This is a genomic window from Streptomonospora salina, from assembly GCF_014204715.1.
Lineage (GTDB): Bacteria > Actinomycetota > Actinomycetes > Streptosporangiales > Streptosporangiaceae > Streptomonospora > Streptomonospora salina.
The window spans coordinates 2,648,666-2,663,092 of the sequence record NZ_JACHLY010000001.1 but is presented as its reverse complement, the minus strand read 5'-3'; the positions used below and the strand labels follow the sequence as shown (position 1 = coordinate 2,663,092).

Below are 14,427 nucleotides of genomic sequence, written 5' to 3'. Positions count from 1 at the left end.
CGAGAGCGACGCGGTCGCGGTGTCACCGGCCCTGGTCGGCCAGGAACCGCTCGGCGTCCAGAGCGGCGGCGCAACCGGTGCCGGCTGCGGTCACGGCTTGGCGGTAGTTGTGGTCGACGACGTCGCCGGAGGCGAACACGCCGGGGATCTTGGTGCGCGTGCTCGGTGCGTCGACGGCCAGGTAGCCCTCGGAGTCGAAGTCCAACTGGCCCTGGAAGAGCTCCACACGCGGGTCGTGCCCGATGGCGATGAACAGGCCGCTGAGGTCGAGCTTGCTCTCCTCGCCGGTGACGGTGTTGCGCACGCGCACGCCGGTCATCTTGGACTCGCCGACGACCTCCGTCACCTCGCTGTTCCACAGGAAACTGATCTTGTCGTTCTCGAAGGCGCGCTCCTGCATGATCTTGCTGGCGCGCAGCTCCTCGCGGCGGTGGATGACGGTGACCGAACGGGCGAAGCGGGTGAGGAAGGTCGCTTCCTCCATGGCCGTGTCGCCGCCGCCGACCACGGCGATGTCCTTGTCCCGGAAGAAGAAGCCGTCGCAGGTGGCGCACCAGGACGTGCCGCGCCCGGAGAACTCCTCCTCGCCGGGGACGTCCAGCGTGCGGTAGCCGGAGCCCGTCGCGATGATCACCGTGCGGGCGTAGTGGACGTCGTCGCCGACCTTGACCACCTTGGGGTCGGCGGTGAGGTCGACCTCGGTGACGTCGTCGGGGACGAGCTCCGCGCCGAAGCGTTCGGCCTGCTTGCGCAGGTTGTCCATCAACTCGGGGCCCATGACGGCGTCCGGGAACCCGGGGAAGTTTTCGACGTCTGTGGTGTTCATCAGAGCGCCGCCGGCCGTGATGGCGCCTTCGAACACGATGGGTTCGAGGTCGGCGCGGGCGGCGTAGAAGGCCGCGGTATAGCCCGCGGGACCCGATCCGATGATGATTACGTTGCGGACGTCGCTCACGATCGTCGCCCTCCGGTCGGCTCGGCGGGCAGGGCGCTGACGGCTGCCCGCGGGGAAAGTCGTCTGTCCTAACAGATGGTAGGCGCGTCTGATTCCCTCCGGTGCGGCGGGACGTTCCGCCCCGGCGGTCCGCCGGGGCGGCGCTGTTCCCGGCGGCCGCCCGGCGGGTGCGGAGCCGCTGCGGCGGCGGGCACGCCGGTTCCCTCGCGCGCATGCGACGGCCCCCGCCGGCGGGTGCGGCGGGGGCCGAACGAGCGCGGGCACCCGGGTTCGGGCGGGGCGCGCGGTCCTCAGGGAGCCTTGACGGTGGTGCGCTCCAGTACGGCGTCCTCGTGCGCGGCGGTGCCCTCGGATCCGCACTCCGGTGCGAAGACGACGACGTCGTAGGTGTCCTGCGCCCGGCCGCCGGGCCGGGATCCGTAGTACATCACCCACGCGGTGCCCTCCGCCCCGTCGGAGGAGTACTCCGCGAGGTCGATCAGCAACGGGCGGTCGCCGGAGCTGTCGGCGGCGCTCTCGACGCAGGAGGAGACGTCGGGAGGCGCATCCGAGCGGTCACCCGGGGCGCCCCCGGCCGCTCCCTCAGGGGCGCTTTCAGAGCCGCCCGGGCTGTCCGCCGCGGTCGGGTCGCTCTCGTCGAGGACCGTTGCGGCCTGATCGTCGAGCCGGGCGGCGGTGTAGACGGTCCCGCTCTCGACGACCAGCGGCTGGTAGTCCCGCGCGGTGTCGTGGGCGGTGGAGCCGGCCGCTCCGCCGGTATCGGAAAACTGCCCGCCGAATTCGGGGCCGAGGACCACATTGCGCACGATGGCGCTGCCGCCGCCGACGACCACGACGGCGGCCGCGGCGACGGCCAGGTAGTTGATCCACCGGTGGGACGAGCCGAACCGGCGCCGCATGGGCACGACGTCGCCGGGAGGTTCGGAGCCGGCGCCGCCGGATGCCGCGGTACCGCCGCCCGCGCCCGCGTCGCCCGTGTCGCCGTACGGGCTGCGATTGTCGGCTTCGGCCCGCAGCGCGTCGTCGAGGCGTTCGGAGACGGAGTCCGGAAGCGGAGGAGCGGACACCTCGGCCAAAACCTGCGGGACGTCGGCCAGCTCGGACTGTTGCGCGGCACAGGTGGCGCAGTCGGCCACGTGCTGCTGGACGGCGTTCTCCTCGTTGTCCTGGAGCAGCCCTTCGGCCGACAAGGCGAGAGTCTCCGCGTCCACATGAGACGTCACGATGCCCTGTCACCTCCTCTCGGGGATGTGACGTCCCGGGGGGCCTCAGGGTTCCTCAGGTGGGACAGATATGGCAGAAGTCTCGCGCGTCCCCGGGCACAGCGGCTCTTCACCGTCCCGGAGGCGACCTCGAGGATGTCGGCGGCCTCGTCGACGCGGTAGCCCATCATGTCGACGAGGACCAGAGCCATGCGCTGATCCTCGGGCAGCCGCGTCAGTGCGGAGTGGACGTCCATCGCCGAGTCGCTGCTGCCGGTGGGATCGGGGGTGCTGGCCTTGGTCCGCTCGTTGGAGATCACGTCGAGGGTGGCGTCGTCCGTGGGGACCGCCGGGCGGACCATCTTGCGGCGCATGCGGTCGTGGCACGCGTTGATCACGATGCGGTGCAACCAGGTGCTGACCTGGGCGTCGCCGCGGAACCGGTGCGCTCCCCGGAAGGCCGAGAGGAAGGCGTCCTGCAGCGCGTCGGCGGCCTCTTCGGCGTCGCCGAGGACGCGGATCGCGACAGCCCACATACGCTCACGGTGGCGCCGGACCAGTTCTCCGAATGCCCGGTCGTCCCCGTGAGCGTGTCTGGACAACAGCTCCTTGTCCGGGAGCTCCTGAACCGCGTCAATCACCGTAGTCACGTTTTCCCGCGCAGCTCGACCTCATTGACGATGCCTCGATACCTGGACCCGTCCTGGGGCAGGCTAGTGAACCATACGACGACATAGCGTCCCTCGGCAGGCTCGGAGAGCTCGAAGTCGACCTCGCCCTCGACTCCGCTCCGGGCGGCGGCGGGGGAGTCGCCGGCGCCCAGAGCGGCCGGATCCTCGGAGTCTCCCACGAGAATCTCCGTGTCGTGGGGACCTCCTCCCAAACTGAGCGAAACCTCGTGCACCTCGGCGCTCTGCCCGAGGTCGATGCGCAGTCCCACCCCCGACTTCAGGCCGCCGAGGTCGGCGCTGTTGTATCCCTGCGTGTTCCACGCGGTCGTGGGCTCGCCGTCGATGGCCTGACCGGCGATGTCGTTGTGCTCGTCGCCGTCGTCGCCCAGCGGGTCGAACCCGTTGGCCGCCTGCGGCTCCAGCGCCGTCGGGGCGACGGTCTCCTCCTCGTCGCCCGCAGTGGTCTGGCTGCCGGGGCCCTCGTCGCCGCCCGTGCTCATGCTGCTGCCGATGTTCCAGGCGACCACGACGACCCCGACGAACACGATCAGGGCCAGGCTTGCGACCAGCGTCTTCGTGACCCCGGGAGGTACGCCGCCCGCACCGGGGCGGCGCCGCTGCGGCGCGGGGGCGGCCTGGCGCTGCCGGGAGGACGGCGCCTGCGGCTGCGCGGGGAACTCGCCGGACCGCCGCGAGGTGCCGCGGGCCGGGTCGGGGGCCATGGGTGCGTTGGGCGGTGCGACGGGCAGCGGGACCATGCGCGGGACGTCGGCCAGCGCGTCGGCGAGCTCGCGGGCGCTGGAGAGCGCGCCTCCGTGCAGCGGAGCGAGGAACGCCGAGCGGCACACGAGGTCGTTGAGGTACTGGGAGACGCCCGACTTCAGTTGGACGGGCTGGCAGGGGGCGCCCGCGACGAGCGGCGCCGCCGGCAGGCCGTTGCGCGCCTCCGTCGGCCAGTGGGCGGTCAGCGCCGCATACAGCAGTCGCCCGAGCCCTTGGGCGTCGGCGGCCGCGGGGTTGTCCGCGCCGATGCCCAGCATCGCGGCGTCGACGCCGATGCCGGTGACCTTGACGGCACCCCCGAGGCTCCAGATCAGCTTGCCCGGGGTCAGGTTGAGGTGGTAGAGGCCCGCGGTGTGCGCGGTGGCCAGGGTCTCTGCCGCTTCGGCTACCAGCCCGGCGGCGCGTTCGGGTTCGAGAGGGCCCTCAGCGAGCAGGTCGGACAGGGACTGTCCCGCCACCCATTCCTCGACGACGTAGGGGGCGGGGCCGCTGTCGTCGGCGTCGAACACCTGGGTGACACGTGAGTCGGCGATGCGGCTGGTGGCGCGGGCGGCTCGAACGACCTCGCCGGTTCGGGGGAAGTCGTCGGCGAAGGTCCAGACGCCGACGAGCCGAGCCAGGGTCTCGTCGGTCGCTTTCCACAGGGTGGCCCCTGCGGTCTGGCTCACCTGGCTGTCGAGTCGGTAACGGTCTGCGAGACGGGCGCCGGGCTCAATCATGGAGGTGCTCATGCCGGGAGTGACGGACGCGACGGCCGAAGGGTGACGACGCTCCCGTCGGGAGCGGTCCGCGAAGCGGATCCGGCCGTGTCTGTGCCTGTCCCCAACCTCCCTTCGGGCAGCTCAGAAAACTCGTGTGCGGCGGTATAGAACTGCCGTTCCATGCTAGGACGCCTCTGCGGTGCCTTCGGTGGCCAGAAGTGGGCGGATGAGCGAGCATTTGGGTCCTTTGGTCGATTACGCAGGGTCGTGTCCGCCCGGTGATCAGCGGCTGAGCAGGCGGCTGCGCACCATTTCCAGGAACGTTGTGACTTCTGTCACACCTAGCCGTTTGGCGGCCAGGATGAACAGCAGCGCGCCCACTGCGCCGCCGGCAGCCATGCCCAGGAGGTTCGGCAGCAGAGTCCCGGGAAGCAGCCCGAAGCCCGTCGCCATCGCGATCGCGAACAGGGCGCTGGGAACGGTGGCCGCGTACAGCAGCAGCAGGGTGCGCAGGATCCGCCGTCCGTCCGTCCCGTTGAGCCGGCGGTGCAGCCCCCGCCAGGCGAGCACGGAGCCGACCACGTAATAGGACCCGTAGGCGATCGGCAGGAGCACGACGATCAGCTGCGCGGGAGCCAGGAACAGCAGCCCCACGGCCAGCGCGGCGTGTGCGGCCTCGGCGGGCAGCGCGAACAGCGACGGCGTCCGGGTGTCGCCCAGCGCGTAGTACACCCGCATTTGCAGCTGGAACATCGTGAAGGGGATGAGCATCACCGCGAACACCATCAGGATGCGCCCGATGGACCGGGCGTCGGCGACCGAGGTGCTGCCGTTGGCGTAGATCATCACGCAGAAGGGGATCGCGAAGACGACCATCGCCACCGACAGCGGGACGATCAGCACCGCCGACAGCCGCAGGCCGCGGGAGAAGTCCGCACGCACCAGGTCCGTGCGCCCGTCGGCGACGTGGGCGCTCATCCGCGGCAGCAGAGCGGTGATCACCGAGACCGCGATGATCGCGTAGGGGAGCTGGAACAGCATGGACGCGTACTGGTATGCCGTGATGCCGGCGCCCGCCGCCGACTCGCCTTCCCGGGCCGCGGCCACGCCCGCACGCGTGGCGACGTTGGTGGTCACCAGCAGTCCCGCTTGGGCGACGCCGACGTAGACCAGCATCCAGGCGGCGGTGCGCACGGCTTCGCCCAGACCCGAGCCCCGCAGGTCCAGCCGCGGCCGCCAGCGGAACCCCGCGGCGAACAGCGACCCCACCAGAACCAGCGCCTGCAGCAGCTGTCCCGCGGCGGTCCCCGCGCCCAGCAGCGTCAGCTGGCCCTCGGTGACCGAGTCCGGAGTGGTACCGGGCCCGGTGACCGTCAGGAACAGGACCCCGACCGCGATGATGACCAGGTTGTTGAGCACCGGCGCCCACATGGGCGCGCCGAACCGGTCGCGGCTGTTGAGCATCGCGCTGGCGATGCCGCTGGCGCCGATGAAGAAGATCTGGGCGAGGAGGAACCGCGCCAGCAGCGTCGCCGCATCGTGCTGAGGCCCCGTGAAGTCGCCGGCGTAGACGCGGATCAGCCACTCCGCCGCGGCGATGGCGAGCATCGTCATCACGGCCAGTACCAGCAGGATGACGGTGAACAACCGCTGCTCTGTCGCCGTACCGCCGTCGGCGTCCCGTTTCCTGCGCTTCACCAGGAACGGCACGAACACGCTCGCCAGCAGCCCGCCGATGAGGAGGTCGTAGACGGCGAAGGGCACCATGTTCGCCGTCTGGTAAGCGTCGCCCAGCAGCTGCGTGCCCAGCGCCGCGGCCAGCACGATCGTGCGCACGAACCCGGTGATGCGGGAGACGACGGTTCCGGCGGCCATCACCGCGCTGGAGCGCAGCAGGTCGCCGGGCGCCGAGTGCGCGGCGCCGCCGATCTCGTTGCCTTCCTCGCCGGGCCGGTCGGCCGTGCCCAGGTCGCCGTAGTCCGACGGGTCGTGGTCGGGGTGCAGCCCCGGCTCGGGCTCGGTGCCGGGCTCGGAGTGCTCGACCGCGTCGAGGACTTCGTCGGGCATGGGCAGGCGCCGTCTGCGGGCCGCCGGCGCGGAACCGTCCGTGCCGCGGTGCCCGTCGTCGGGTCGGCCGTCGGGCACGGGTCGCGTCATGTCGCTGGTGCTTCCTCATCGGGTGGGCGGGGGGATGCGCGGCGTGTGGCGGGGGGATGCGCGGCGGGGTCCGGGCCGACGGCCGCCGTGGCGGGACCCGCGCCGGGCTACCGCCGCAGACGTGTGCGCACGAGGGCCACAGCGTCCGAGAGTTCGGGAACGAACAGCCGGGCGCTGAGGAAGAACAGCAGACCGCCCGCGAGGCAGCCCACGACCGGTGCTCCGATGTTCGTCACCGCCCCTTCCCCCAGTCGGGTGGTGAACAGCCACAGCACGCCGAGGCCGACGGCGACGCTGGGGACCGCGGCCGCGTGCAGCCGCAACAATGTGGCACCGATGCGCCGCCCGTCAAGCCCGCCGAGACGGCGGCTGAGGACGAAGCCCGCGATGGTCAGCCCGGAGACGAAGGACAGCATGAACCCGGCGGCCACGCCCACCACGACGATGTCGGGCGGGAGTACGAGGAAAGCGGTATACGCCAGTACACCGTGCACGGTGACGTTGGCGACGCTGATCAGCGCGGGTGTGCGGGTGTCTCCCATCGCGTAGAACACCCGCAGCATCAGCTGGAAGACGGTGAACGGCACCAGCCCCAGCGCCATGGCGGTCAGTACCGCACCGATGTTGGCGGCGTCCCCGTCCGAGGTGTTGCCGCGCGCGAAGACCAGGGTGGCCACCGGCACCGCGTAGATCGCCAGAGCCAGCCCCAGCGGCACCAGCACCAGCGCCGACGTGCGCAGCGTGCGGGAGAACCCGGCGCGGACCTCGCTCCACTGCCGCTGCTCGGCGTGGGCGCTCATCCGCGGAAGCAGCACGGTGATCAGCGAGACCGCGATGATCGCGTAGGGCAGTTGGAAGAGGGTGTAGGCGAAGTTGTAGGCGGTCAGCCCGGCGCCGACGTCGTAACCGCCGGCCACGCTCTCGGCACCGGCGCGGTTGACCACGTTGGCGGTGATCAGCAGGCCCAGCTGGGTCATCAGGGTGTAGACGAACATCCACCCGGCGCTGCGCAGCGCTTCGCCGAGGCCGGAACCGCGGAGGTCCAGCCGCGGGCGCCAGCGGAACCCGGCGCGCCATACCGCGGCGAGCAGCACCACCGCCTGCAGCGCCATGCCCGAGGAGGTGCCGGCGCCCAGCAGCACCAGTTCACCCTGGGTGACGGTGTCGACGGTGCGCCCGGCGCCGGCTGTCCACAGGAACAGGCACCCGACCGCGATGATGACCAGGTTGTTGAGCACCGGTGCCCACACCGGAGCGCCGAACCGGTTGCGGCTGTTGAGCATGGCGCTGATCAGGCCGCTGATGCCCACGAAGAAGATCTGGGCGAGCAGGAAGCGCGCCAGGTAGACCGACACCTCGACCTGCCGGGGAGAGGAGTCGCCCAGGTACAGGCCGACGATCGGTCCGGCGGCGAGGATCGCGACCGCGGTCACGGCGAACAGCGCGATCAGGGCGCCGGTGAACAGCCGGTCCTCGGTCTTGACGCCGCCGTCGGCGTCCCGCATCCGCCTTTTGACCAGCAGTGGGACCAGCACGCTGGCGATCAGTCCGCCGATGAGCAGGTCGTTGACGATGAAGGGGATGGTCTGGGCGGTCTGATAGGCGTCACCGAGCAGCTGGGTGCCCAGAGCGGCGGCGATGACCAGGGCCTTAACGAACCCGGTGACACGCGAGACCATCGTGCCGGCGGCCATGACGGCGCTGGAGCGCATCATGCCGCCCGAGCCGCTTTCGGCCGCCCCGTCCTGCTCCCCGTCCTGTTCCTGTTCGGGAACGGGATCGGCGGCGTCGGACGCGGGGGCGGTATCCGGCGCCGAGCCGTCCCGGCTGCGGCCGGATTCGGCCGGGTCGTCGCTGCCGTTGGCGGTCTCGGTGGCCACAGACGGCTCCCTTCGGATTGCATGGCTTGCGGGGGCGCGGTGGGCGGAGCGGGCGGCCGCGTGCGTCCGGCTAGCGGCCGGTGCCGGTGCCGTCGGAGCGGTCCTCGCCGTCGCCGCCGCCCTCGGCCGACGGCTCGGAGGAGTCGGAGCCGACAGCCGGGCCGCTCGCGGAATCGTCCTCATTGTCCTGCACGCCGGACGCCGGCGCCGACGCCTCGTCCGGAGCGTCGGCCCGGACGCCTTCCGATCCGTCCTCCGGAGAGTCGTCCGCCTGCTCCGCGGAGGCGCCGTCCCCGGCGGCGGTGTCCCCGGCGGCGGTGCCGCCCTTGCGGTCGCGTGCCCATTTGCGCAGCGCCCGCGGCGCCAGAGCCACCACCAGCACCAGGGCGCCGATGCCGCTGATGATTAGCGCCTGCATGCCCATGCCTGTCGCGTTGACCGGCAGGTACTGCCCGTCGGAGACCGGCTCGCCGCTCAAGTTGTGCAGGTTCATGCGGACCACGGTCCGGCCGTTGACGCGTGCCGACAGCTCGACGTAGACGGTCGTCTTCTCTCCCGGACCGATTTCGATGGTGTCCTGGTACCCGCCGATGTTCAGGCGCTCGGGGTTGTCCGGGAGCATGGACAGGTTGACCCGGACGGTGTGGTCCTCAAGGTCGTTGGCCAGCGGGATCCCGATCGTGCCGGATGCGCTGGCCAGTGTCACCGGCTCGGTCGGGATGATGCGGACCTTGTCCATGTCGCGCTCGATCGCCCGCTCGACCAGCGCGCGCGCCGGGCCCGCCAGGTCGTCCTCCCGGCGCCAGGCGGCCGACTCCAGCCGCAGCACTGCCGGGCGGAACGGGTCCGGGTCGTCGACGAGGACGCTGTTGAACAGCCGCACCCGGCCCCGCAGGTCCTTGATCGGCTGGAGGTAGGACCCGCTCAGCTCGGATTCGGTCCCGCTTTCGGGATAGGTCGGGGTGGTGCGGTCCTCGCCCGCGCCGGAACCGTCCGGCGCGACGTCGGCCAGGTTCACGGGATCCAGCCACGGCAGCGACGCGCTGGACTCCAGCAGGCCCTGGGCGTACTCGGCTCCGGGATTCCAATCGGAGGGCGGGTAGGCCACGACCGTACGCCGGCCCCCCGGATCCTCGCCGGCGATCATCGCGCTCTCAGCGGCGAAACGCTGCTGGGCCAGGGCCGCCTCGCCGGGCTGGGAAGCGTCGGTGCTCAGCACCTCGGTCAGCCCGGAGTCGGCGACCAGCGCGGTGCCCTGCTCGCCTTCGCCCAGCGACACCGGCGCTTCGGCGGTGGCGGTGTGGTCCACATGCGGTTTCGCGGGCATCGCGTCGTCGCGCAGCAGGAACGTGCTCGCGCCGTGGCCCTGGAAGAACTCGCGGGTGGCCTGGTTCATCAGACCGCCCTGGGGCAGCGCCACGGTCGCGTCGGTGGACCGTCCCAGCACGCGCTCGGCGGTGCTGCGGCCCAGCGAGACCGCGGCGTCGGCGTCGTCGCCCAGGCCGTTCCGCAGCAGCGCCGCGATGTCGGCGGACGCGTACGGGGTCGAGACCACCTGGTCCCCGGCCAGCGCGCCGCGGGCCTGCTCCAGCCACAGCTGCGCCTCGGCACTGGCCTCCATGGAGGTGGTGCTCATGTCGGGGCTCGCGGATCCGGTGCCGGTACTGACGGCGGCCTGCGGATCGTCGGCGACCTCGTAGGCGGAGGTCATGCGCTCGACATCGGCCAGCGTCCCCGGGTCGACGGCCCATGTGACGGGCACGTCGGACGCGTCGCCGCTTTCGTCCTGTCCCTGAGCCGAATCGTCGGCGGCGTCCGGGGGATCCGTAGCGTCGTCGGCCGGGACCGACGGTGTGGACGGGGAGGGTTCCTGGGGCTGGGAGGGAGACGCGGGGGTCTGCGTTCCGGGAGCCTCGGGATCCAGGACGACCTCGTCGCTCTGGGCGCCGACCGCCAGCAGCCGGCCGAGCCGCCCTTCGGACCGGAGGCTCTCCTGCAGCGAGGAGTCCAGATAGGTGTCGTCGCCGGCGCGCTGGGGGCTGTCCACGAGCGGCCATACCCAGGCGATGTCGACGGGCTCGGGGGCCGATCCGCCGCCGCGGTAGGGCAGGAACGTGCGCGTGGCGCCGACGTCCTCGCCGGCCCCGCTGACCGCCTCGACGGCCATGGGGTAGACGCCCCACGAGGACAGGTCGAGGTCGGCGGCCTCGGCGCTCAGGGTGTACTCGGTGGATTCGCCCGGCGCCAGGGGGGTGTCCAGTTCGGCGCCGCCGGCCTCGGTCTCCGGAGCGGCGCCGTCACCGGAGGCGAACGAGTCGAGTTCGGAGCGTTCGCGGAACGGGCGGGACGAATAGCTGAAGCGGACTTCGATCTCGTCGAGCGCGCTGCCGGTGGTGTTGGTGACCTGTCCGCTGATGCGCACCGTGCTGTCGTCGCCGATGGATTTCGGCGTGATGGCCTCGACGGTCAGCGGAGCGTTCTGGGCGCCGTCGTCCCCGGGATCGGCGTCGGCCGGGGTGTGGGCAGGACCGAATGCGGCTAGTGCCGGGCTGACGGCTGCGGTCGTGGCCACGACCGCGCCGATGTGGACGATTCGACGCACGCCAGAAGGTCTTCCGTGTCAGGTTGACAGTGGCCCGCGGGGGATTGGGTACGAATTCGCTCGTCGGGGCGATCTCGCGACCCGTTCCGCACCCTCCCGGGGCGCGCGGGCGCGCGGGAGTCGCGGCGGACTGTTCCGAACGATACCCCCTTGCCGGCCGCGCTCCGTTGCATTACGGCCAGGGCGGAATGTGCTGCCGCCCCGTCCCAGACCCGGCGCGGCATCGTCGGAACCGGCCGTGGCCCTCAGCACACGGACCGCCTGAACCCACGGGCCGATTCGCATGACCGGGGTGCTGCCGCCTAGTCTCTGGTGGTGTGCCCAACACAGCGTTTCCCGGTGAATCCCCCCGCGCGTCGGCGGAAGGGGCAGCCCCGCCATCCCCGGGTGAGCTCACCGACCGGCAGCGGGCGGCGATAACCGAGCTCTTCGGTTCCATCGGCTCCGTCCTTCAGGAGCTGGGAGAGCTCTTCCTCGAAGGCGGGCACGAGCTCGCGATGGTCGGCGGCCCGGTACGCGACGCCTTGCTGGGCCGCGAGGTCCACGACTTCGACCTCACCACCGATGCCGTCCCCCAGACCATCCTCTCCCTGGTCGAGTCCTGGGCCGACGCCGTATGGACGGTCGGCATCGACTTCGGCACGGTCGGACTGCGCAAGGGCGGGCTCCAGCTGGAGATCACGACCTACCGCAGCGAGTCCTACCAGCCCAAGTCCCGCAAGCCCGAGGTCCACTACGGCACCTCGCTGCACGACGATCTCCTGCGCCGCGACTTCACGGTCAACGCCATGGCGGTGCGGCTGCCCGAACGCGAGTTCGTCGACCCCTTCGGCGGTCTGGCCGATCTCAAGGCGGGCCGCTTGCGCACCCCCGGCGAGCCGGAGGACTCCTTCTCCGACGACCCGCTGCGCATCATGCGCGCGGTGCGCTTCGCCGCACAGCTGGGGCTGGCGCCGGAATCCGAGGTGCGCGAAGCCGCTTCCGGCATGGCCGACCGGTTGGCGATCGTCTCGGCCGAGCGCGTCCGCGACGAACTCACGAAACTGATCCTCAGCGACGCTCCCCGCAGGGGCGTCGAGCTGATGGTCGAGTTGGGCCTCGCCGTCCACGTGCTGCCCGAGATCCCCCGCATGCAGTTGGAGATCGACGAGCACCACCGGCACAAGGACGTCTACGACCACTCTCTGACGGTGCTCGACCAGGCCATCGAACTGGAGCGCAAGCGCGGGGTGGAGCCGGACCTCGTGCTGCGCCTCGCGGCGCTGCTGCACGACATCGGCAAGCCCAAAACCCGCGCGTTCGAGTCCGGCGGCCGCGTCACCTTCCACCACCACGAGGTCGTGGGCGCCTCCATGAGCAAGAGTCGGCTCAGTGCGCTGCGCTTCTCCAAAGACGTCGTGGCCGCCGTCGGCAAACTGGTCAGCCTGCATCTGCGCTTCCACGGCTACGGCAAGGGCGAGTGGACCGACTCGGCGGTGCGGCGCTACGCGCGCGACGCCGGCGAGCAGCTGCAGCGTCTGCACATCCTGACGCGGGCCGACTGCACAACCCGCAACCGCCGCAAGGCCGCCGCGCTGGCCCGCGCCTACGACGACATCGAGAACCGGATCGAGCGCCTCGCCGAAGAGGAGGAGCTCAACAAGGTCCGCCCCGACCTCGACGGCAACGAGATCCAGCAGATCCTGGACATCAAGCCCGGGCCGATGGTCGGCAAGGCGTGGCGCTATCTGCTGGAGCTGCGCCTGGAGAACGGCCCCATGGGGCGGGAGGCCGCCGCCGCGGAACTGCGCGTCTGGGCCCAGCGCCACCTCGACGAGGCCGCGGAGGCCGGAGAGCCCGCGGAGAGCACCGAGGAGGCCGCGGGCGGCGAAGGCTCCGACTAGACACGCGCCCGGCGCGGGCCGTCCGGGAGGGCGCAGCGGTGAAGCGCCGTGTCGGCATGCCCCCACGTCGGTTCGTCAGCAAAGCGCCGTGTCGACACGGCGGTAGCCGTCGGGCCTCAGACACCCGCCGGGGCCCGTCCGGCGGGGCCGGTCCGTGGACGGGCCCGGGCCACGTGGTTCCCAAAGGGCTTCTCGCCGGCGGTCTCCGGGCACCGGATCAGCCGCCGCGGGCGGTCGGGGCCGGTTCGGCGCGGCGCAGGTGCCGGGCCCGTACCGTCCAGCCGGCGGCCATCAGCGCATAACCCGCCGCCATCCCGGCGACCGCGGCGGCGCTCTCGCCCGAGGAGGGGACGGCACCCGCCGCGAGACCGGCGCCGGCGACGAAAGCCGCGTTGAACAGCATGTCGTAGATCGCGAACACGCGTCCGCGGTAGGCGTCGTCGACATGTCGCTGAACCAGCGTGTCGACGCTGACCTTGACCCCTTGGGACACGGCGCCCAGCGCGAACCCGGCGACGGGGAACAGTACCGGCGTGAACGGCAGCCCGAAGACCAGCAGTACCGCGGCGCCGGTACCGAGCAGCAGCGCGATCCACGTGTCGGACCGGACGCGGGCGGTGGCCCACGGGGTCGCCACCGCGCCGGCGAAGTATCCGGCGCCCGAGGCCGCCAGAGCGACCGAGAACCCCGCGAAGCCGGCGACGCCTCCGGCGGTGAAGGTGTTGTTGTACAGCAGCAGGGTCACCAGCGTGGCGACGCCGTAGGCGAGCCGGTGGCCGGCGACGGTGGCGAGTCCGTAGCGCGCGGGGCGCCGGTCGAAGATGTGGCGCGCGCCGTCGGCCAAACCGACCGCCACGTTCCGGACGGCGGTGCGTACCCGGTCCGTCTGCTCGCCGAGGTCGGGGCCGAGTTCACCGCGTCCGAGGGTGAGGGCGGCGGGCCCGGCCAGCGCCATCGCCGCGCCGGCCCCTACCAGGATCAGCGCCGTTCCCGCGTACCCGTCGCCGCCCAGCAGCCGCAGCCCGGCGCCGACGGCCGCGCCCAGGAAGGCGGCGAAGGTGCCGCACGTCGGCGTCACCGCGTTGGCCATCATCAGTTCGTGCCGGGGCACGACGTGCGGCAGGGCGGCGGAGAGCGCGGCCAGCACGAAGCGGTTCACGCTGAGTACGACGAGGGCTGTCGCGAAGAAGACGGCGCCGTCGGAGCCGGACCACACCAGCGCCGCGGTACAGGCGGCGACCAGGCCTTTGGCGAGAGTGGAGACGAAGAGGACCTGTCGACGTGACCATCTGTCGATAAGGACGCCCGCGAACGGGCCGACGGCCGAGAAGGGCAGTAGCAGCACGGCGAAGGCGGCGGCGACCTGGAGGGCGGTCGTGTGCTGCTCGGGGGAGAAGAAGACGTATCCGGCCAGCCCGGCCTGGTAGACGCCGTCGCCGAACTGGGAGATCAGGCGCGTGGCGAACAGGCGGCGGAACCGCGGGCCCTGGAGCACGTCGCGCAGATCGCGGTAGAAGGACACCGCCCAAGACTACGAGGGCCGTGCAGCGCACGGACGCGCGGTCGTGCCGCTTGCCGTGTTCCACGTGAAAC

9 protein-coding genes are annotated in these 14,427 nt (G+C 71.7%); 1 reads left to right on the top strand and 8 read right to left on the bottom strand.

Annotation, left to right across the window (positions count from 1 at the left end; all coding sequences use genetic code 11):
- Window positions 1–22: 22 nt before the first annotated feature.
- From trxB to HNR25_RS12150, 7 genes are all read right to left on the bottom strand, one after another.
- Window positions 23–955 (bottom strand): thioredoxin-disulfide reductase, encoded by a 933-nt coding sequence (trxB, locus tag HNR25_RS12180; protein ID WP_184635132.1) that lies wholly within the window; start codon window positions 953–955, stop codon window positions 23–25.
- Between the two features lie 290 nt (window positions 956–1,245).
- The gene (locus HNR25_RS12175) at window positions 1,246–2,178 is read right to left on the bottom strand and encodes an anti-sigma factor (RefSeq protein ID WP_184635130.1); all 933 of its coding nucleotides are present in this window, start codon (window positions 2,176–2,178) and stop codon (window positions 1,246–1,248) included.
- Window positions 2,175–2,795, bottom strand: coding sequence for an RNA polymerase sigma factor SigM (gene sigM / locus HNR25_RS12170; RefSeq protein ID WP_184639226.1), 621 nt, complete (start codon window positions 2,793–2,795; stop codon window positions 2,175–2,177). Before sigM ends, HNR25_RS12175 begins: the two co-directional genes overlap by 4 nt.
- An 8-nt stretch (window positions 2,796–2,803) precedes the next feature.
- The gene (locus tag HNR25_RS12165; protein ID WP_184635128.1) at window positions 2,804–4,342 is read right to left on the bottom strand and encodes a protein kinase family protein; all 1,539 of its coding nucleotides are present in this window, start codon (window positions 4,340–4,342) and stop codon (window positions 2,804–2,806) included.
- Window positions 4,343–4,594: 252 nt separating this feature from the next.
- Window positions 4,595–6,469, bottom strand: coding sequence for a murein biosynthesis integral membrane protein MurJ (gene murJ, locus HNR25_RS12160; RefSeq protein WP_376767494.1), 1,875 nt, complete (start codon window positions 6,467–6,469; stop codon window positions 4,595–4,597).
- 107 nt (window positions 6,470–6,576) lie between these two features.
- Window positions 6,577–8,349: a murein biosynthesis integral membrane protein MurJ gene (gene murJ / locus HNR25_RS12155; protein ID WP_312862504.1), complete on the bottom strand. Its 1,773-nt coding sequence runs from the start codon at window positions 8,347–8,349 to the stop codon at window positions 6,577–6,579.
- 70 nt (window positions 8,350–8,419) lie between these two features.
- Window positions 8,420–10,951, bottom strand: coding sequence for a DUF6049 family protein (locus tag HNR25_RS12150; protein WP_184635125.1), 2,532 nt, complete (start codon window positions 10,949–10,951; stop codon window positions 8,420–8,422).
- Between the two features lie 317 nt (window positions 10,952–11,268).
- Here HNR25_RS12150 and HNR25_RS12145 point away from each other — a divergent pair, with 317 nt between their 5' ends.
- Window positions 11,269–12,834 carry a CCA tRNA nucleotidyltransferase gene (locus HNR25_RS12145; RefSeq protein ID WP_184635123.1) on the top strand — a complete coding sequence of 522 codons (1,566 nt, stop codon included), beginning with the start codon at window positions 11,269–11,271 and terminating at the stop codon, window positions 12,832–12,834.
- 217 nt (window positions 12,835–13,051) lie between these two features.
- On the opposite strand, the gene HNR25_RS12140 is transcribed toward HNR25_RS12145, so the two are convergent.
- On the bottom strand, window positions 13,052–14,356 hold the full coding sequence (locus tag HNR25_RS12140) for an MFS transporter (RefSeq protein WP_184635121.1): 1,305 nt from the start codon (window positions 14,354–14,356) through the stop codon (window positions 13,052–13,054).
- Between the last annotated feature and the right edge of the window lie 71 nt (window positions 14,357–14,427).

Excerpts from the sequence above, each read along its gene's own strand:
- HNR25_RS12165 (WP_184635128.1), bottom strand. The coding sequence starts at position 4,342 with ATGAGCACCTCCATGATTGAGCCCGGCGCCCGTCTCGCAGACCGTTAC.
- murJ (WP_376767494.1), bottom strand. The coding sequence starts at position 6,469 with ATGACGCGACCCGTGCCCGACGGCCGACCCGACGACGGGCACCGCGGC.